General features: G+C 34.3%; 14 protein-coding genes and 1 pseudogene. 14 read left to right on the forward strand and 1 reads right to left on the reverse strand.

The window, feature by feature from the left end:
* Positions 1–11: 11 nt before the first annotated feature.
* Positions 12–2,483 (reverse strand): O-antigen ligase family protein, encoded by a 2,472-nt coding sequence (locus tag QCD85_RS21390; protein WP_301263844.1) that lies wholly within the window; start codon positions 2,481–2,483, stop codon positions 12–14.
* Positions 2,484–2,594: 111 nt separating this feature from the next.
* On the opposite strand from QCD85_RS21390, the gene QCD85_RS21395 reads away from it, so the two are divergent.
* From QCD85_RS21395 to QCD85_RS21455, 14 genes and pseudogenes are all read left to right on the forward strand, one after another.
* Positions 2,595–3,956, forward strand: a complete 1,362-nt coding sequence (locus QCD85_RS21395) for an ABC transporter permease (protein ID WP_301263845.1) — start codon at positions 2,595–2,597, stop codon at positions 3,954–3,956.
* An 11-nt stretch (positions 3,957–3,967) separates the two neighbouring features.
* A complete protein-coding gene (locus QCD85_RS21400; protein ID WP_441005640.1) occupies positions 3,968–5,194 on the forward strand; it encodes an ABC transporter ATP-binding protein in 1,227 nt (408 codons plus the stop codon).
* A complete protein-coding gene (locus tag QCD85_RS21405; RefSeq protein ID WP_301263847.1) occupies positions 5,191–6,744 on the forward strand; it encodes a methyltransferase domain-containing protein in 1,554 nt (517 codons plus the stop codon). The genes QCD85_RS21400 and QCD85_RS21405 overlap by 4 nt, the downstream gene beginning before the upstream one ends.
* 39 nt (positions 6,745–6,783) lie before the next feature.
* Entirely contained in the window at positions 6,784–9,051 is a 2,268-nt protein-coding gene (locus QCD85_RS21410; protein ID WP_301263868.1) for a glycosyltransferase family 2 protein, read from the forward strand.
* Between the two features lie 135 nt (positions 9,052–9,186).
* Positions 9,187–9,930 carry a sugar phosphate nucleotidyltransferase gene (locus QCD85_RS21415; protein ID WP_301263848.1) on the forward strand — a complete coding sequence of 248 codons (744 nt, stop codon included), beginning with the start codon at positions 9,187–9,189 and terminating at the stop codon, positions 9,928–9,930.
* Positions 9,931–9,939: 9 nt separating this feature from the next.
* Positions 9,940–10,485 (forward strand): dTDP-4-dehydrorhamnose 3,5-epimerase, encoded by a 546-nt coding sequence (gene rfbC, locus QCD85_RS21420; protein ID WP_301263849.1) that lies wholly within the window; start codon positions 9,940–9,942, stop codon positions 10,483–10,485.
* Between the two features lie 80 nt (positions 10,486–10,565).
* Complete coding sequence (gene rfbB / locus QCD85_RS21425) at positions 10,566–11,585, forward strand: dTDP-glucose 4,6-dehydratase (RefSeq protein WP_301263850.1); 1,020 nt, start codon at positions 10,566–10,568, stop codon at positions 11,583–11,585.
* Positions 11,585–12,460, forward strand: coding sequence for a dTDP-4-dehydrorhamnose reductase (gene rfbD / locus QCD85_RS21430; RefSeq protein ID WP_301263851.1), 876 nt, complete (start codon positions 11,585–11,587; stop codon positions 12,458–12,460). The genes rfbB and rfbD overlap by 1 nt, the downstream gene beginning before the upstream one ends.
* Before the next feature lie 692 nt (positions 12,461–13,152).
* Positions 13,153–13,488 (forward strand): annotated as a pseudogene (locus QCD85_RS21435) (glycosyltransferase family 2 protein); the annotation flags it as partial.
* On the forward strand, positions 13,489–13,821 hold the full coding sequence (locus tag QCD85_RS23970) for a nucleoside-diphosphate sugar epimerase/dehydratase (protein WP_367317673.1): 333 nt from the start codon (positions 13,489–13,491) through the stop codon (positions 13,819–13,821).
* A gap of 393 nt (positions 13,822–14,214) precedes the next feature.
* Positions 14,215–14,562 carry an EamA family transporter gene (locus QCD85_RS21440; protein WP_301263852.1) on the forward strand — a complete coding sequence of 116 codons (348 nt, stop codon included), beginning with the start codon at positions 14,215–14,217 and terminating at the stop codon, positions 14,560–14,562.
* Positions 14,563–14,610: 48 nt separating this feature from the next.
* Positions 14,611–18,009, forward strand: a complete 3,399-nt coding sequence (locus tag QCD85_RS21445) for a hypothetical protein (RefSeq protein WP_301263853.1) — start codon at positions 14,611–14,613, stop codon at positions 18,007–18,009.
* A 77-nt stretch (positions 18,010–18,086) separates the two neighbouring features.
* The gene (locus QCD85_RS21450; protein WP_301263854.1) at positions 18,087–19,199 is read left to right on the forward strand and encodes an FAD-dependent oxidoreductase; all 1,113 of its coding nucleotides are present in this window, start codon (positions 18,087–18,089) and stop codon (positions 19,197–19,199) included.
* Positions 19,196–20,143 carry a glycosyltransferase gene (locus QCD85_RS21455; RefSeq protein WP_301263855.1) on the forward strand — a complete coding sequence of 316 codons (948 nt, stop codon included), beginning with the start codon at positions 19,196–19,198 and terminating at the stop codon, positions 20,141–20,143. Before QCD85_RS21450 ends, QCD85_RS21455 begins: the two co-directional genes overlap by 4 nt.
* Positions 20,144–20,186: the final 43 nt, after the last annotated feature.

A 20,186-nucleotide genomic window follows, 5' to 3' on the forward strand; every position in this document is an offset into this window, starting at 1 on the left:
CGGTTTTTTGATTATTTAGTATTGTAATTAGTACTTACAATAGTAGCGATTTGTTCTTTTTCTTTGGCATCAATAGCAATCAATTTATCATAGATAGCTTGATCATTTTGATTTTCTTTTTTCAATGCAGCTAGATAATAACGGGCAACTTCACGATTAGTCTCATCGTTTAGATCATCTGCAAGCGATGATTTGAATGTGGCTGCCGCTTCTGTTGTCTTACCTTGCATCAATTGAATTTTTCCAATATTCAGAGCGACTGTAGGTGTGACTGCAAAAGCGCGACCTTGTAACTGACCTGTAGGCAATGTTTTGAGATATTCTACACCGTCTTGCACTTCTTTATAAGCGTTGAGACCGGCAGTGAAATACTTCTCTTGAGCGGCTGTATCTTTTTTCTCATAAGCTTGATTACCCAGTGCATAAGCTTGAGTGATAACACCTTCATACCACTCAATATCCCATTTGTATTTCGGAATACTGTTTACAAGTAGATCAAAGGCTACATCAGATTTGCCACCCAATTGGTAAGCTGTTACTAATTGTTTCACAATATTTTTATTAAATGGTTCTTTTTCCTGTGCTTTATTGAGAAGAGCAATATCTTCGTTGTAATATTGTTCATCTTTAGTCTGTTGAAATACTTGAGTCAATAAGGAACCCATAAATACAACGGCATCAGGGAAAGTACTACGTATAGCCAAAGCTTTATCAAGTGGAGCACGAATACCTTCATAACTTGGGCTTGCTACTTGAGATGCTTTCTGTGCATCCATTACGTCTCCAGAAGCGACTGAGAAGCGTAGTGAAGTGAAAGCAACGATAATCGCAACGACACCAATCAAAGATACATAAATACCTCGGATCATTCCAGCAGGAGCTTTCAAGCGCTTCAGTGGTGTTAAATCCATAGCAGAAGCCATACCACCTAGACCTAGAAAGACCAAAATGCTCATATAAGCATAACTTAAGTTAAAATCGAGCAAACTATGCATTAGAATCGATACAACGATAATAAAGTAAATAAAGTGAGATTCTCTACCTTCACGATTAGCTTTGAAATAACCGCGAATATATTTGTAGAAAATAAAGCCAACAAACAAGATAAAGATAATGAAACCAATCACACCAACTTCAACTAAATATTGAATAAAGAAGTTATGCGCCTGACGACTGACATAAGGGTTATTCTGGTACGCTTCATATGAAGCACCCCAAGCCCCACCGCCTGCGCCGAAGAGTGGATAATCACGTAATAATTTCATAGCATCACGATAAAAAGTAAAACGTTCCAATACACTACTTTGTTGGAAGTTAATATTTTCAAAACGCACACGAATATTAGCTGGCAATAGATTACGTAGATTCGTCGCAATCAGTAAAACAAGCATCAGGATACCGAGTAGAGCAGAACCAATTGGAATCCATAGACTTGCACCACGACGTGCTGTCCATTTTTCTACACCATGTTCAAGCTTAGGTGCAATATAACGTCCAACAAGCATAATCAGTACGCCTGCAATTAAAGAAGCAATTAATAGATAAGACCAACCTTTAGCAGCCACAGCACCATCATACTTAGCAATGACTTGTAGACCGATATCTGTTACTGGATTCAAAATCACTGCTGTTGCAATACCTGCGATTACTAGATTAATAAACCACAGTATCTGTTGAGCAGGACGAAGTAATAGAAGTAAAATAAGTAACACGAATGGTAAAACAACTAAACCACCACGAGAAAGAGTTAGAATTAAAGCTAAAATAACAGGAACTAACATAAATCCATGAATAAATTGGTCATACCATTTTTTGAGACGGCTTGCGTTAAACAGACCTGCAAACATAATAGCCATAAGGAAAGCTGCATATGTATTCGCATATTGGAATACAGAAGTTAAACGCCAACCGTTGGAATCTTGCATGATGGCATCGATGTAGACACCGTTACCTACTCCATTAGAGAACCACCATACTAAATGTCCAGCTAGATAACCTTGACCGAACCAACTGATATATCCAAAGAACACAATAAGATAAGCTGAACCCATCAGTGTAATCTGAATAATCTTGTTGGAGACACGATCACGTAACAGATAGATGCCAATTACAAAAATAAATGCATACATCCATTGAATTAGCACCATATTTACGGCATAATGCCAAGAGGCAGCCGAAAACATAGAGATCATATACGAGAGAGGAAGCAAAATGATTAATAGTGCAACCATATCGCGTTGATCATTCAATTGGACCTTTTTGTTGAACTGAATGAGTGCTAGAATCATAAGGATACATACCAACATAATGGCCCAAAAGAGAGGCTTTTCAAAACTGATGCCTAGACCATTAAATAATGCAATTTGAAACGGGGCCCATAATAAAAATAAAATCATACAGATATTAAGGACCCAAAACAGACCACCGCGTTTTTCGTCCTCAGTGGACGCTTTAAAATGTTTGCCGTATACTGGATTAGCCAATGTTTTAAACTCCTTTACTTGAGAGGTACTAGGACATTTTAACATACGATTAGCTATGTTAACAAAACCAATTTAATTTTGTATTTAATATAAGTAATAAGGAGAAATAATATGAAGAAGTATTTAAAAAAATCTATATGGGTAATTTTCTTTTTAATTGTATATAGTATGTTTTTTTTATTGGTTTCCTCTTATCACGCAGATAGTAAAGTTTTGAAAATTAATTTTTCTATTAATATGGATCATTCGGATAAAGTAGAGGTCTTCTATGCTGCTAATGGAGAAGATTGGACTTCTAATCATTCCGCAGATAAATTATACGGAGAAGCAAATAAATGGGAAAGGATGGAGTTTGATTTACCTACAAATACAACAAAAATAAGATTGGATCCTGCTACAAATAAAGGAACTATTAAAATTAAAGATATGACCTTATCACAAACAAAAAGCATTTCGTTAAACCTAAATAGTTTAATTTTCAATAGTAAGCAATCGACTATTAAAACTGATGGAAATCAATTGTTGATAGACTCTACTGGAGGAGATCCTTCAATTGATTTTGAAATGGAGGAATTCAAAAGTTTAATCAATCAGCAATCTAATAGTGATTTAATCATCATCGGAATTTTAAGTATGCTGTGTGCTATAGTATTGACTTATTCTATGCGAAATTTCAGAGAAAACCTTTTATTTTTTAAAGATGTATATGGCGGTAAAGAATTGATATTTAATTTAGCTAAAAATGATTTTAAGACCAAATATGCTGCTTCTTATCTTGGTATAACCTGGGGATTTATTCAACCTCTAATAACAATATTGACATATTGGTTTGTATTTCAAGTGGGACTAAGAAGTGGAGATGTATCAAGCGTGCCATTTATTCTTTGGTTTATTGCTGGTATAATTCCATGGTTCTTTTTCTCGGAATCGGTCTCAAGTGCTACTGGAGTTTTTTCTGAGTATGCATATTTAGTGAAAAAAGTAGTATTTAAAATAGAATTGTTACCTATAGTTAAAATTGTATCAGCATTGTTTGTTCATTTATTTTTCATTCTATTTATTTATATAATCTATTCTATATATGGACATTATCCAGATTTTATGGATATTCAAATTTTATATTATTTATTATGCTCTGTAGTATTAGTTTTTGCAGTGTCTATTTTTACTTCTTCTATCGTATTGTTTTTTAAAGATTTGAATCAAATTATCACTATTATTTTACAAATTGGATTTTGGTTTACTCCAATAGGCTGGCCCGTGACTATGTTATCGAATTTTTGGATTTTAATATTCAAGTTAAATCCAATGTTTTATATCGTTCAAGGATATAGGGATACACTTATTGATGATATTTTATTTTGGCAAAGACCATATAATACTTTATATTTTTGGTTAGTCTGTATTGTGCTAATATTTGTGGGGATTAGAATATTCAAAAAATTAAAGCCGCATTTCTCTGATGTGCTTTAGGAGTGGGAAGATTGAACTCAATTATTGAAGTGAAACAAGTAACTAAAACTTATAAATTGTATGAAAAACCTATTGATCGTCTAAAAGAAGCATTAAGTCCATCTAAAAAAATATATCATAAAGAGTTTAACGCTCTTTATAATATGAATATGAGCATTAAAAAAGGAGATGCTGTTGGGATTCTCGGAAAGAATGGATCTGGAAAGTCTACACTATTGAAAATGATAACCGGTATTTTAACTCCAACCAATGGCGATATTCAGGTTAATGGAAGAATTTCCGCAATTCTTGAGCTTGGAGCAGGTTTTAACCCTGAGTATACAGGTCGAGAAAATATTTATTTGAATGGTTTGATGTCTGGAATTGACAGAGAAAAGATGGAAGAAAAGATTAATGATATTATAGAATTTGCTGATATTGGAGATTTTATCGAACAACCTGTAAAGTTATACTCTAGCGGGATGTTTGCAAGATTAGCATTTGCAGTATCTATAAATGTCGAACCTGATATATTGATCGTAGATGAAGCCTTAGCAGTAGGAGATAGTCGATTCCAAACTAAGTGTATTGATAAGATGAAGGAACTCAAAGAAAAAGGAACAACGATATTATTTGTTTCACATGCTGCAGAACAAGTGAAGCGTTTCTGTAATAAAGCTGTTTGGATAAAAGAAGGACAACTTGAAGCAGAAGGAGAAGCAAGCGAAATTGTCGATCTATATGAAGACTATATGAAAAATAGTTCGAATATATCATATAGTTCAAATAGAAAAGAAGAGCCTATGAACGAAACAGAAAATGTGGTGGAAGATGATTTTGTGATTCCGCAAAATACAGAATTCATGGGTTTCATTAGTAAGGTAACAATTAATAATACTAATTTGAAAACTTTTGATAAAATGGTTGTTGAAATAGAGTATGAAATTTATGATACTGCAATTGAAGGATTACTTTTAGGAGTAGCATTATATACTCCTAGTCGAGATTATATTTTTGGTCCTAATACTTTTCTTGAAAAGGTAAACATACCAAACACATTAGGTAGGCATAAAGTAAACTATATAATACCAGAGATGAGTTTGTTAAGTGGAACATATGTTATAGATGTAGGGCTGTTTAATAATGAAGGTTTAGTATGTTTACATTATAAGGACAGTGTGCATTCGATAAATATCAGAAACAAGTATATTTCAGAAGGTCTTGTATATATTAATCACAGATGGGAAGTGGAAAAATGATCAACATCTTATTTGATCAGTATCAAAGATACAATAATATTAAACTGATTGTTGACCAAATGAGAACTGAGAATCAAGTTTTTAATATATTAGAAGTAGGTGCCAATGAACACAGAAATCTGGAGAATTTCTTACCAGATGACAATATAAAATATCTTGATATTAGTTTGCCTGATCATTTACTAACTGATCCGAATTATATACTCGGAGATGCTACTGATATGACCTTTCAAGATAATTCATTTGATGTTGTAGTAGCCTTAGATGTTTTTGAACATATTCCTGAAAACAGAAGAAAGAACTTTATTGATGAGTTACATCGAGTGAGTAAAGAATTTTTTGTTATTACAGCTCCATTTGCTTCTTCATCAGTTTCTCTTGCTGAGAATGCTGTGAATTCCTTTTACAAAGGTCTATTTAAAAAAGATTTTATTTGGCTACAAGAGCATATTGATAACGGACTGCCAAATTTGAAAAAAACAGAAGAATATTTGAAATCAAAACAAGTTGAATACAAGATATTAAATCACGGTAACTTGAATATTTGGCGCACGATGATGAAAATTCATTTTTCAGCAGCTAAAAATCCTGAATTGGCAAGTTATCGACAAGAAATGGATATTTTTTATAATACTATGCTGTTTCCATTTGATTATACTGAAAATTCTTATCGTAAAATCATAATTGGTTCTAAACAAAAAGATATCAGTTTGATTTCAAATTTAGGTCAGTATCAAAATATGGAACAAAATAAGATTGATGAACTATATGAAAGAGAAAAAGATTTCTACCATATGAGTTTTTTGTTAGCTGACCAGCATCATGCACAGGATGCTAGTAAGCAAAATTTATCTACACTTAAATTATATTTAGATAGTGGTAACGGCTACAATGAGTCAGAAACTATTACGGGTAACATCTCGGAATCTACTTTCTCTACTCAATATAATTTCAATTTATCTGAATTTTCTGCTTTAAAAAGTTTAAGACTAGACCCAACAGAATCATTAGGCGCTTTCAAAATAGATAATATTCGATTCATAAATAAAAAAGGTAACGAGATTCAATACCAACTGTCGGGGAATTTCAATTTTGTTAAAAGTAAAATTTACTTTTTTAAACAAGAGGATCCATTCTTTATTTTTGATTTTGATGAAGATGAAGCGGTAGAATTACTATCTTTCCAATTTGATATGGATTGTGTATCTCTAAATCCTAATTCTTTGTTTACAGAAATCGAAAATGAAACATTAAATCAAGAAATTAAAACACAGCAAATAATCAGCAAATATGAGACAGAGCTGGATGACCTCAAAAGCGAACTTAAGAAAATAGAAAAAGATAATATGAATTTGAATGAAGCAATAGATAAGAAGAAGTCTAGCTTTAATGAGTCTATTGATAAATACAAAGAAACATTACAAAACTTAAATCAAGAACTAGAAATGATATCCAAAGAAAAAAATGAATTAAATATTGAATTATTAAATATTTATAATTCTAAAGCGTGGAAAAGCGTAGTCATTGCAAGAAGATTTGTAGGTAAATAATGTTACATCTAGAGGAATTCAAGGAGGTTTATTTTGATAGTGCAAAGTAAAAATAGTTTTTTATCCAGTATAGCAGGTATATTGGGTATCCAAACAACCGTAAATTTGTCTCCAGTTTCTGATTTACAAAAAATGGAGACAACAGACAGTTGGAGATCAATTGGACTAGACCCTCATTTTTTATTACGAGGAACTTTTTATGAGGGTTGGAATAAAATCAAACTCAGATCTAAGTCGGATAATTATATTCCATTAAAAATATATTGGGATAATGGAGAAGGTTTTTTAGAAACCAATACAAGTATTCTTACGGTAATATCGAACTCGGGTGAAGAACAAGAGCTAATATTTTATATCCCACCTAAAACAAGACAATTAAGATTAGATCCAGGTGAAGCTGAATCAGAATTTGAATTAAGTTCTTTTGAATTTAAAAAAATTACAAAACTGCATCTTACTTTAAAATTTTTGAATAATAAGTTAAAGCAAAATAATCATACTACACATACGGCCTTGAACTTATTTAAAAAAAGTATGCAAGTTTATAAAAGAAATGGTTTAAAAGGAATTTGGGCTAAAATTAAACATGATCATATAAATAATCATAACAACTTTGAAAATTATCAATTGTGGTGTATGAAAAATAATATCTCTTCAAAAGAAAAAGTTAATATCAAACAAAAAATAAACATGTTTAAATACAAACCGAATTTCTCTATTATTGTTCCTGTCTATAATGTTGATGAAATTTGGCTACGTAAATGTATAGATTCTGTAATTAATCAATTATATCCACATTGGGAGCTTTGTATATCGGATGATTGTTCAAATAAGCCGCATATAAAACAAGTTCTTAATGAATATCAACAAAAAGATAATAGAATTAAAGTAGTATTTAGAGATCAAAATGGCCATATATCTGAATCTTCTAATTCGGCAATTCAAATCAGTACAGGCGACTATATTGCTTTACTTGATCATGATGATGAATTAACGATTGATGCTTTGTATGAAGTCGCTGCTGCTTTAAATGCAAACCCGAACTTAGATATGATTTATACAGATGAAGATAAAATTGATATGGATGGAAAAAGACACTCTCCTTTCTTCAAACCAGACTGGTCTCCCGATTTTATCTTATCGCAAATGTATAGTTGTCATTTAGGAGTATATCGTAAAAGTCTTGTTGATCAGGTTGGTGGTTTTCGAAAAGGTTTGGAAGGCAGTCAGGATTTTGATTTGGTTTTGAGATTGACAGAGTTAACTAATAATATCCATCATATACCTAAAATTCTATATCATTGGCGTGCTATACCTGAATCTACGGCTTCTGGATCAAGTGCTAAAAGTTACACACATTATGCGGGAGTCAAAGCTCTGGAAGACGCTTTATCAAGAAGAAACATAAAAGCAAAAGTAAATGAAATTCATAATTATTCTAATATGTATCGAGTACAGTATACTCCTGAATACAATCCACTAGTTACCATCATCATACCTACTAAAGATGGAAGCGAAATACTTGATACCTGTTTACAATCTATTTTCTCAAAAACGTCTTATGATAATTTTGAAATTATTATTATCAATAATCAAAGTAAAGAGATGGAAACATTGGAACTTTTTGAAAAATGGACTCTTGATCATCCTCATAAAATTACTATTTTGGATCTGGATATCCCTTTTAATTATTCGCGTTTGAATAATATTGCTGCTCAACATGCTAAAGGTGAATTGTTATTATTTTTAAATAACGATATAGAGGTTATATCTGAAAACTGGCTTGAAGAAATGGTTGGTTATGCCCTCAGAGACAATACAGCAGCAGTTGGGGCAAAATTGTTGTATCCAGACAATACAGTACAACATTCTGGCGTAATAATGGGTCTAGGCGGAATTGCTGGTCATGCTTTCAGAACATTATCACAAAACGATCCTGGTTATTTCGGAATGTTGCTTGTAAACCGCAATTGCTCAGTTGTGACTGCTGCGTGTCTTATGGTGAAAAAGCAGATTTTTAAAGAGGTAGGCGGATTCGAGGAAAAACTGACTGTTGCGTTTAATGATGTAGATTTATGTCTCAAGTTCCTGTCTAAAGGATATTATAATGTTTGCTTGAATAGTATCGAATTGTATCATTTTGAATCTAAAACTCGGGGTGCAGAAAATACACCAGAAAAGCAGAAAAGATTTGAAGCCGAAATTGAGTATATGGCCCACAATTGGCCTGATATTATTCAGAATGACATATACTATAACCCTAATCTCTCTCTTGAAAGTGATAGATCTTACAATATAAAAGTATAATGTAAAAGTTAGAGACATATATAATGCAAAAGTTCTTACATGTCTCTGGCCTTAAAATGAATAAATGTGAAAAATATGAAGTACTGTTGTTTAGTATAAAACAGACTTCAAAAATTGAATGGAGGATTATGAAATATGAAAGGTATTATTCTTGCAGGTGGAACAGGCTCCCGTCTGTACCCGCTTACCAAAGTAACCAATAAACACTTACTGCCCGTTGGCAAATATCCAATGATCTTTTACTCTGTACAAAAACTAAAACAAGCTGGAGTGAATGATATTCTGATCGTTACAGGCAAAGACCATATGGGCGATGTGGTCAACTTGCTTGGTAGCGGCAGTGATATGGGTGTCACCTTTACATACAAGGTGCAGGACGAGGCTGGAGGTATTGCTCAGGCGCTAGATCTGGCGGAGCATTTTGTCGGCGATGATCAGATGATCGTGATTCTTGGCGATAATGTATTTGCCGACGATATTGCACCATTTGTAGAAAACTTTCGTAATCAACAAAAAGGTGCTAAATTGCTGTTACAACAAGTTCATGATCCTCAACGTTATGGGGTGGCAGAATTGGATGGAGAACGTATTGTTTCCATTGAAGAAAAACCGAAATCTCCTAAGAGCGATTATGCCGTGACCGGTATCTATATGTTTGATAATAACGTATTTGATATTGTCAAAACATTGAAGCCATCTGCACGCGGCGAATTGGAAATCACGGATGTGAACAATGCTTATATTCAGCGTGAGGAACTATCCTTTGATATTCTGCAAGGCTGGTGGACTGATGCCGGTACACATGCTTCACTTGCTAAAGCGAATGAGTTGGCAAAAGATATTGTATTTGGAGAAGAATTTGGCAAGCTGAAGCTATAGGAGGCTATTATGAAATCTATACCGTCTAAATTGCAAGGTGCCTTGTTGCTTGATCCGACTGTACATGGAGATCACCGAGGCTACTTTATAGAAAGTTATAATCAACACATGATGCATGAGCTGGGTATCAAGCATGATTTCGTACAGGATAATCAATCGCTGTCTGCGGAGACGGGTGTACTGCGTGGACTTCATTACCAATTGAATCCGAAAGCACAAACCAAGCTGGTACGTGTGATTGCTGGTGCGATCTATGATGTGATTGTAGATATCCGCAAGGAATCGCCAACATTTGGTCAATGGCAAGGATTTATTCTGAGTGAATACAATAAGCGTCAATTGCTCGTTCCACAAGGATTTGCTCATGGATTCTGTACTTTGGTGCCGAATACACAAGTCTTGTATAAAGTGGACGAGTACTATTCGCCTGAACATGATCGTGGTATTTTGTGGAGTGATCCGGCGCTAGGCATTGATTGGCCTGTAAATACACCTGTACTATCTGATAAAGATACTCGTCAACCATTACTGAAAGATGCGGATCTTAATTTCTGATGGTATATAAATAATATGAACAATGAATAAGGTTCAGCATACTTGCTGAATCTTATTCACTGATTACAGGAGGAAGAACTATGAAATTACTCGTTACTGGTGGTGCCGGTTTTATCGGCAGCAACTTTGTACTCTATATGCTGCGTGAGCATCCAGAATATCAAATTATCAACGTCGATGCTCTGACCTATGCTGGTAATCTGGAAAATCTGAAAGACATCGAAGGCCATTCAAATCATACGTTTGTGAAAGCTGACATCGGTGATGCTGCAAAAATGGATGAACTCGTCTCGCAAGGTGTAGACATCATTGTTAACTTTGCAGCAGAGTCGCATGTGGATCGCAGCATTCTGGAGCCGGACGTGTTTGTGAAAACGAATGTCCTCGGTACACAAGTACTGCTGGATGTTGCCAAAAAACACAATATCACCAAATTCGTGCAAGTATCGACAGACGAAGTGTACGGAACACTGGGCGAAACCGGTCTGTTTACAGAAGAAACATCGCTCACTCCGAATAGCCCTTATTCTGCGAGCAAAGCAGGCGGCGATCTGCTGGTGCGTGCATACCATGAAACATTCGGTCTGCCAGTGAATATCACACGTTGCTCAAACAACTATGGTCCTTTCCAATTCCCAGAGAAACTGATTCCATTGATCCTTTCTCGTGCTCTTGCTGATGAAGCATTACCGGTATACGGCGACGGTCTGAATATTCGCGATTGGCTGTATGTAGAAGACCATTGCAGCGCGATTGATCTCGTCATTCATGAAGGCAAAAATGGTGAAGTGTATAACATCGGTGGTAACAATGAGCGTACGAACATCCATATCGTTAAAACGATTTTGGAACAATTGGATAAGCCAGAATCATTGATCAAATACGTGCAAGATCGTCCGGGTCACGACCGTCGCTACGGTATCGATCCAACCAAAACGATGACGGAACTGGGCTGGAAACCGAAACACAATTTCGAATCCGGTATCCAAGCAACGATCCAATGGTATCTGGATAACAAAGAATGGTGGACTCGTATCGCTTCTGGCGAATACCAAGAATACTACCAACAACAATACAGCAGCCGTCTGGGTGAGCAATAATGAAAGTACTCGTTACGGGCGCATCTGGTCAGCTTGGTATGGATACGGTTGTTGTACTGGAACGTAAAGGTCATACGGTGCTGGGATGCGACCGCAATCAGCTGGATATTACCAATCTTGAGCAATGCCAGCAAGTGATCGGTGAATTTGCGCCGGATGTTGTAATCCACTGTGCAGCGTATACTGCTGTTGATGCAGCTGAAACGGATATTGAAGGTGCTTATCTGATTAATGCAGTAGGTACTCGCAATATTGCTGTAGCTGCTGAAGCAGTAAGTGCCAAAGCCATCTATATCAGTACAGATTATGTATTTGATGGTCATGGTGAACAGCCGTACCACAAATACGATAATACTGACCCTCAAAGTATTTATGGGAAATCCAAACGAGCAGGTGAAGTATTGATCCAATCGTTATCATCACGTTACTTTATTGTGCGTACTTCTTGGGTATACGGACTTCATGGTAATAATTTTGTCAAAACAATGCTTAAACTTGGTCAAGAAAAGCCACAGCTTAAAGTGGTCGATGACCAAAAAGGTTCGCCAACCTACACGGTCGATCTAGCAGAGTTTCTGTCTGAATTGATGCTGACGGAAAAGTACAGCATTTATCATGCTTCAAATAGTGAAGCATGCACATGGTACGAGTTTACACAGGAGATTTTTGCGCAAGCCAAGCAGATTCTTGGAGCTAATATCATCGCTGAACTGGAACCGTGCACAACAGCAGATTTTCTACGCCCAGCGCCACGTCCGGCAAATTCGGTCATGGAGCATCTGGCGATCCGTACCAATGGTTTTGAGGATATTCGTTCTTGGCAGGATGGATTAACTGCATTCTTAACAGAATATCAAGATCTTCAAAATACCTGATCATTCACTGCAATAGTATTGTAAACCGAAATATAAGAAGCTGAATTTCCGTCTATTCATAATTACGGAAATTCAGCTTTTTTTGTGAAGGGATGATGGTTCCAATGATAGTATCCTTGCCATTATTGAACGATATCAAGCATTGTATCCGGCAAGAATTGAATTGGTAAAAGGCGATAATATAGGCTTAGTGTTGAGCTTTTGGATGCTGATGTAATATGCGTATCGCAATGCAGCACTTTTGTTTCTGCGATCAAGACAATGTATGGATGCCCTATAAAGCTCCGCAAGCTGGACAGCTGCTTTCCGATTTGCAACAAGAAACAAGATAGCAATTCGGAACTGCACATGTCTACGAGCGTGAAAGCAATTGATCGAGAACTGAATATTCCAAGCATGCAGCACCAATTACTATGATTCAGAAAATAATGAGAAGATTCCACTTACATAATCTGCAAATCAACTTTTGACTAAAAATTTATGCTATAATGCCTGTAGATTAAAGTCGGCTTTGTGTCGCACACAAAATGTATGATTGACTTAATGATTGGCAATTGCAACATTTTTATATGCCATCGTAATCATACGCCGCAGGTTGGCTGGTATATTAGCATGATGCGCAATCTTCAAGGCAGGAGTATATTGTGGACGTTAGCGTTTTAATTTTAAATTATAATACATATTAGCTGACGATGGATTGTATTGCATCGATATATCGCTCGCAGACACAATATGCGTACGAGATTATCGTCATCGATACTCATTCCAGTGACGATTCCGTTGCTCACATTCCAACAAGGTTTCCGAATGTTGTATTTATCGCCAATTCCGATACCATCGTAGAACCGGACAAACTGGAAACGATGGTTTCTTTTATGGACAGCCATACAGGTGCGGCAGGTTACAAGATTATTTTGCCGGATGGGTCGCTCGATAAAGCATGTAAGCGAGGATTTCCGTCGCCATCAGTATCGTTTTATTACGCGTTTGGATTTTTCAAATGGTTTCCGAACAATCCCGAATTTAACGTGCTGGGTACCTTGTTCTTCTTTAAAAAAGTTAATATTTCCTGTTACTATCTGCTTATATACATAATCCTGAATCTGCTATTTATTATCTTTTACCGATACGTGATCAAGCTAAGATTGAAGCAGGCATGGCAAAAAGGGCTTAACAAGCAGTTTGCACTGATTCTAGGCGTAGGCTCACTTGGTAAAGAGTTCTACGACAATCTTATGCAATATCCAGAAATGGGCTATGACATCGTAGAGTTCTTGAATGACTATCGTAATTTTGACGACAGGGAAGTAATGTCATTAAATACAGAGAATATAAACGGGAAGAATTTGCAAGTATACTAGAAAGTGTAGAGTTTGATCTAGTATGCCTTCTTTTACCATGTCCTGAAACATTCTCATATCCATTACCCGAAACCTGATTACATGGAATTCCTTGTTTTGGTAACTTCTATGGGCGTATTAAAAGAACGTGTAAGTGAAGTCGATAGAGGATGGATTACTGACTCTGTTGGTATACAGGATATTATCACTAAACTCAATGAAGTTATAGAAAGTGATGTATCAGAATGGAATACCATAAGGTAGAATATTAACAGAGGTTTGTAAATATAAGAGTATATCTTATTTATCTTGGGAACTAGTCGAAGAGAGGGCTTGAAAGTTAAGACATTCTATTACTCATGAATAGCCTAGTAAGTACATAGAAACATTTAAAGATCACAAGGAGGCATAATGTTGGTATATATACTACTGTTTTTTACGATAATTTCTAATGTGATAGCACAGATAACTTTAAAAAAAGGCGTATCTTTAATCGAATTTGGAAATGAAGGGGTTAAAAATATTGTTGGTATCTTATTATCTCCTTACATTTGGCTTGGATTGATTTTGTATGGATTAAGTTTTTTGTTATATCTTGGAGTTTTATCAAAAACTGAGTTAAGTAAAGCTGCTCCAATAACGCAATCACTCACTATACTTTTAATTGTGTTATTCTCTGTATTATTTTTAGGAGAGCCTTTAAGTATTGGGAAAGTGCTCGGAATTATATTAATTTTTATTGGAGTATTTTTGATTTTTTAGTAATGCCATTTACGCAGAATATTAAATGTGGAGTGAGGTTAATTTTCAATGCAAATCGCTAACAAAATTGGACAAAAACTGAAAAATCATAAACAGCTTACTATAAATCTAGTGATCATGAGTTGCTTTTTTTCACTGCTACTAGGTATGCTGGTATTAGAATATATTTTGAGTTATTCTCCCCCATTAACAGATTTTTCAAATCATGTGATGTCTATGGCTTCAGCTAGTAATGTAGATATTAAGAAAAGAATTGACTTGTATTACTTAGTTGTCTTTGGGTTTGTAATCGTATTTTTATTTGTATTTCTATTGCTATTTCGTTTATGTTCAAATAAGATGCTGCTGCTTACAAAAGAGCATTTTAACTTTCTTAACAATGTAAGTTTAATAGGAATTGCTTCCGTTGGAGCTAATTTCCTTACTGAAGGTTTAGATTTTGCAGTATATATACTCGCAGGAGTTCTACTTTTATTTTGTATATCTATAAATGATAAAACTAGCTTCTTGAAAGAACGTTTGATTTATTTGAATGTGTATAGTATGTGTTTATCTATACCAGTAGGCTTATATTTTTGGTCTATATTTAGAGATGCTGTAATCTTCAAAGAGATTTCTCAATGGGATCTTATTTTAAAATTAGGTATTAACAGTTCTGTTGTATTATTTATTGTAATATGGTTCATTGTTGCTGTATTCATTATTTTTTGGAGTCAAAAACGGTTGATGAATGAAGTAACCCCTCAAATTAATACATTAGAAGTGAAAGAGAAACAAATGATTGTAGCAGCAATGCCTATCTTATTTTCTCCCATAATTCAATCGCTATTATTAGAAGTAAATAACACAATCAATGTTAGATGGAACTTGGTTTTTTATGAACCCAAAATTGGATATACGATTGTGATGTTATTCTCAATTACTTTTTTTGTGTGGGTTTTGAAAACATCAATATTAAATAATAGAATAATGAGATTCCAAAAAATAAATATCAATTTTTTTCTCCCAATTATTTTAGCTGGATTCTCATTTATGCTTACGCAACCATATAAAAAAGCTCCTGTAGCAAATGAGTTTTTTGAAATGGCTAATCATGGATTATCGGTTGACCACTTATTCAGGTTTGGTAAAATCCCCCTGGTAGAAACTTTTGATGCTCACATGTTGGCTAGTCAATTATTTGCTTACGTATACTCTATATTCAACGGTTATGAACCATGGGCGGCTTTTCTATACAATCCGTATATAAAAATAATATATATGCTCATCCTTTATTTTTTATTAAAAAATATGATTGGAAAAATTAATTCTTTCTTTTTCTTATTAGTTTTTCCTTTACTTGATAGTTTGTTTAATGAAGCGTTTCTATTAGCTGGTTTAATACCTTTGCTGATCATTAGAATTTTTAAGTCTGGAATTAAAGTAGATACTAAGTTCTGGGTTGTTGTAGTCTTAATTTGTTTATATAGGTTAGATTTTGGAGTTGCTGCTACTGGCGGCGGCGTTTTAGCATGTATTCTTATATTTTTGATGAGGAAGGAATACAAAAAAATCTTTATCTTTATAGCGAAAGGTGCTTTAGCAGCTACTGGTGTAGGCTTGATCTTTGTAGTTTTATGTTTGTTTAAAAGTATTAATCCTATTACAAGATTAGTAGAAATCCTAAGTTTAGTTCAATCAAATCAAAATTGGGCTTACAATAATAATGGTGATTCAACAACTATAGCTTATGCAATTGGATATTATATAGCACCCATAATTGTACTTTTAATTTCTTTGTATATTGTAGTCACTTTTTTGTTTTACCAACGGAACAGTGAAAAACATTCTCTTATTAATAATAATTTTAATTTAAATAACAATCTAATGGTGTATATAGTATTTTTCTGTGGATTCTATTACTTCAATTTATCAAGAGGAATTGTTAGACATTCTTTATTGGAAGGTAGCTTAGCACCAACTCTTAGTACTTTTTCGTACATTTTGTTAAGTTTTATAGCATTAAAAAGTCGTAATCACAATAGACTTCGTAACTTTTTGGGAATGTCGATACTATTGGCAGTTGTTATAAATATCAATGTCTCAAGCTTTAGTGCAGATGCTTCATTTATGAGTAGATCATTACAATCTCAAAACTACGAACAACAATATAATGATAATAACCATTTTAATCACACGAGGGTTACTGGTACTATGCCGAAAGACGCTAGCCTATTAAAAGAAATCTTAGATTTGACATTGAAACCAGACGAAACGTATTTCGATTTTTCTTCATCAAATTATTTTTATGCATTGGTTGGACGCGAGAACCCTATCTATGCAAACCAATCTCCTTTGATTTTAAATGGAGATCGATCACAGGATTTAGCTTTAGAGGAACTGAAAACTAAAAAGGTGAAATATGCTTTAATACCAAGATGGGGTCAGGAAAGAAGTACAATTGATGGACTAGCTATAGATTATAAATATTACAAATTATCAGAATATGTATATGAAAATTATGTCCCTTTTATCCATTTAGAAAGTTTTGATATATATGTTTTAAAAGATGACAAAAACTACTTTTTTGAAATATTAAAAACAAACCATGTACTAAAAGAAATTTTATATTCTAAACCAATAAATTCGCTAGAGTTAAAACAAGAAAATCTTCATAATCTCCGCATAGTTAATCGTGATGCTAGTGGCGTAACGTTCCAAAAAAGTGGAGATGACCCCAATATTACAGATGTTTTAAATCAATCATCATGGAGACAACAAATCGCTAATAAATCGGATTCTAATGTTACATTAAAATTAAGTTATAAAAACTCAACTACTGGAAGTATAAGAATTTATTATAAATTTGGTGAGGATCAGGAATTTACTGAGGAGAACGCTCAACAGTTTGATCTTAAAGAAGGCGCATCATCAAGCATCCAAGTTGAATTCAGCAAAATACCTTCTGATGTGAGAATTGACATTGATACAAATCAAATCGAATTAGAAAATATAGAAGTCGCACGTGGAGTTGAAGTTATTAGCACGCAAGAAGATATTTGGTTTAGAGAGTTGGGACTTATTCCTCAATTGTGGGCTGAGCTAGATAAAGAAAATGTTTATAGCCATTTACCGCAACTAATCAAACCTAAACAAGGTAACAATATAGATATACCAGTGCACAATACGAAAATATTTAAACAGCCTCTTTATTTGATTATTCAAGCTAGTAGCGAGACTCCCCAAAAAGCGTATATTAATCTTAATAAAAAAGATAAAGTTCTAATGGGACAATTTTCTTTTGATATATCAGAAGGGACCCATTTGTACGCAGTGAGATTAAGTACCGATTATAAATGGTGGAATGGACAAATAAAAGACATCCAATTTTCTACAAAGGGTAATCTAGTACTCTTTAAGTTAGGTTATTATTTACCGAAAGATGGTAAATTTCAAAGCTTAGATTAAATTCCAGAGTGATATATTCAATTTTTCTGTATTTTTATTGTTTTAAATCTGAAAGAAAATTAGGAGGGCCGAAGATTTTGGAGTTTGATTATGTTATATTTGGCGCTGGCATTTACGGTTTATATGCAGCTCATACTTTAGCTAAAAAAGGTATAAATTTAGCTGTAGTTGAGTTTGATGCAGCTCCTTTGCAGAGAGCCAGCTTTATTAACCAGGCTCGTGTCCATAATGGTTATCATTATCCTAGAAGTGTTTCGACAGCTGAAAAGTCTGCTCATTATTATGAGCGCTTTGTGAAAGACTTCTCATTTGCTATTAATGATAGGTTTCTCAAAGTGTATGCCATTTCTGCACATGATTCATTAACGAATGCAGAACAATTTTTGAAATTTTGTGAATATGTAGACATTCCAGCTTCTGAAATTAGCAGCAGGAAGTATTTTAATCAAGGTATGGTTGAGGCTACTTTTGAAAGTTTGGAATATACGTATGATGCGAATGTTATTCGTAATTGGTATGTAGACAAATTGTCTGAGTTTAAAAATGTTACGATTTTTTATGAGAAACAGTTGCAACGTACAGCAGTACAAGATGATTTGTTTTATATGTATTTTAAAGACGATTCAGTATTGACATCTCCTAAAGTGTTGAATGCAACTTATGCCAGTATTAATCAAATCCTTTCTAAGTTTAAAATGGAATTGTTCAGAACAAAATATGAAATCTGTGAAGTAATCATGACTCATGTTTCTAGTAATGTTCAAAATGTGGGCATTACGGTGATGGATGGTCCCTTTTTCTCACTTATGCCATTTGGCGATAGTGGATATCACTCATTAACTTCTGTGGGACATACTCCCCATGAAGATTCTGTAAACGAACTTCCGCAGTTCTCATGTCAACAGTTCAATTTGGACTGTACTCCATCACAGCTTATGAATTGTAATAACTGTTTTGCCAGACCGCATACAGCATGGGTTCGAATGAATCAATTGGCGAAAAAATATCTAATTCCCGAGATTCAGGTGACTTACCAAAAATCGCTTTATGCAGTCAAAGCGTTAGTAAGTGCCTCTGAATTAGATGATTCTCGTCCAACGGTTATTAAAGAAAATTCGACAAATCCGATGTTTATTTCTGTTTTTTCTGGAAAGTTTAACACGATATACGATTTGGAGGAAGTGCTGTGAAGGAGCCGGTTTTTGTCTCGGTTGTTATGTATGTCCATAATAACGAGAATACAATTAAGGATGCACTTATAAATATTGATCAGGTCATCAATAACCATTTCAAACATTATGAGCTTATCTTAGTGAATGATGATAGTAGTGATGAAACGCTCGCAAAAATGCGCGATTCGATTACATTATTACATGGAGACACTACTATTATTAATTTGTCTAGAAAGCACGGGGTTGAATCAGCTATGTTGGCTGGCATCAATAAATCGATTGGTGATTTTGTGTTTGAAGTAGAGTCAGCAGAAGTGAATTATCCATTCCAATTGCTATACGAAATGTATACGACTGCAACAGGAAAAGGCTATGATATTGTAGCTGCAACGACTGGAAAAACGGAGTGGAAGTCCAGATTGTTCTATAAATTATTGAATAGTATGTCTTACTTGAATTTGTCTTTATCGACGGAAAGCGTACGTCTTGTCACTCGAAGAGCGTTAAATGCAATGTTGAATTTGAAAGAAAAAGTACGGTATCGTAAAGCATTGTATGAATTCACAGGTTTTTCTAAGACAGTCATTACGTATCAGCCAAGCAAAGCAGCAAGTTCTAAAAAGATGAATGGTGAAAATTTATCGCTTGCGATAGATGCGCTTGTATCATTTTCTAATGCAGGTTTAAAGCTTTCTCACTATCTATCAATTGCGTTTTTCGTGTTTTCTGTTTTCATGGGTGGATATGCTTTATACAATTACTTTTTTAATAAATATGTAGTTCAAGGCTGGACGACATTGATGATTCTTATCTCTTTAGGATTTGCAGGTATGTTTTTTATTACAGGTATTCTGGGCGAGTATATTTCCAGAATTTTAATCGAAACGCAGAACCGTCCTTTTTATAGTGCATCTTCAGTTGAGATGTACAAAGAGAAAAGAAAAAATGAGCCTAATGTATAGTCTTGATTTATGATAGTAACATGCAGGTATAGATACGGGAGGT

Origin of the sequence: Paenibacillus sp. PsM32 (assembly GCF_030433815.1) — a bacterium.
In the GTDB taxonomy this organism is placed as follows: Bacteria; Bacillota; Bacilli; order Paenibacillales; family Paenibacillaceae; genus Saccharibacillus; species Saccharibacillus kyungheensis.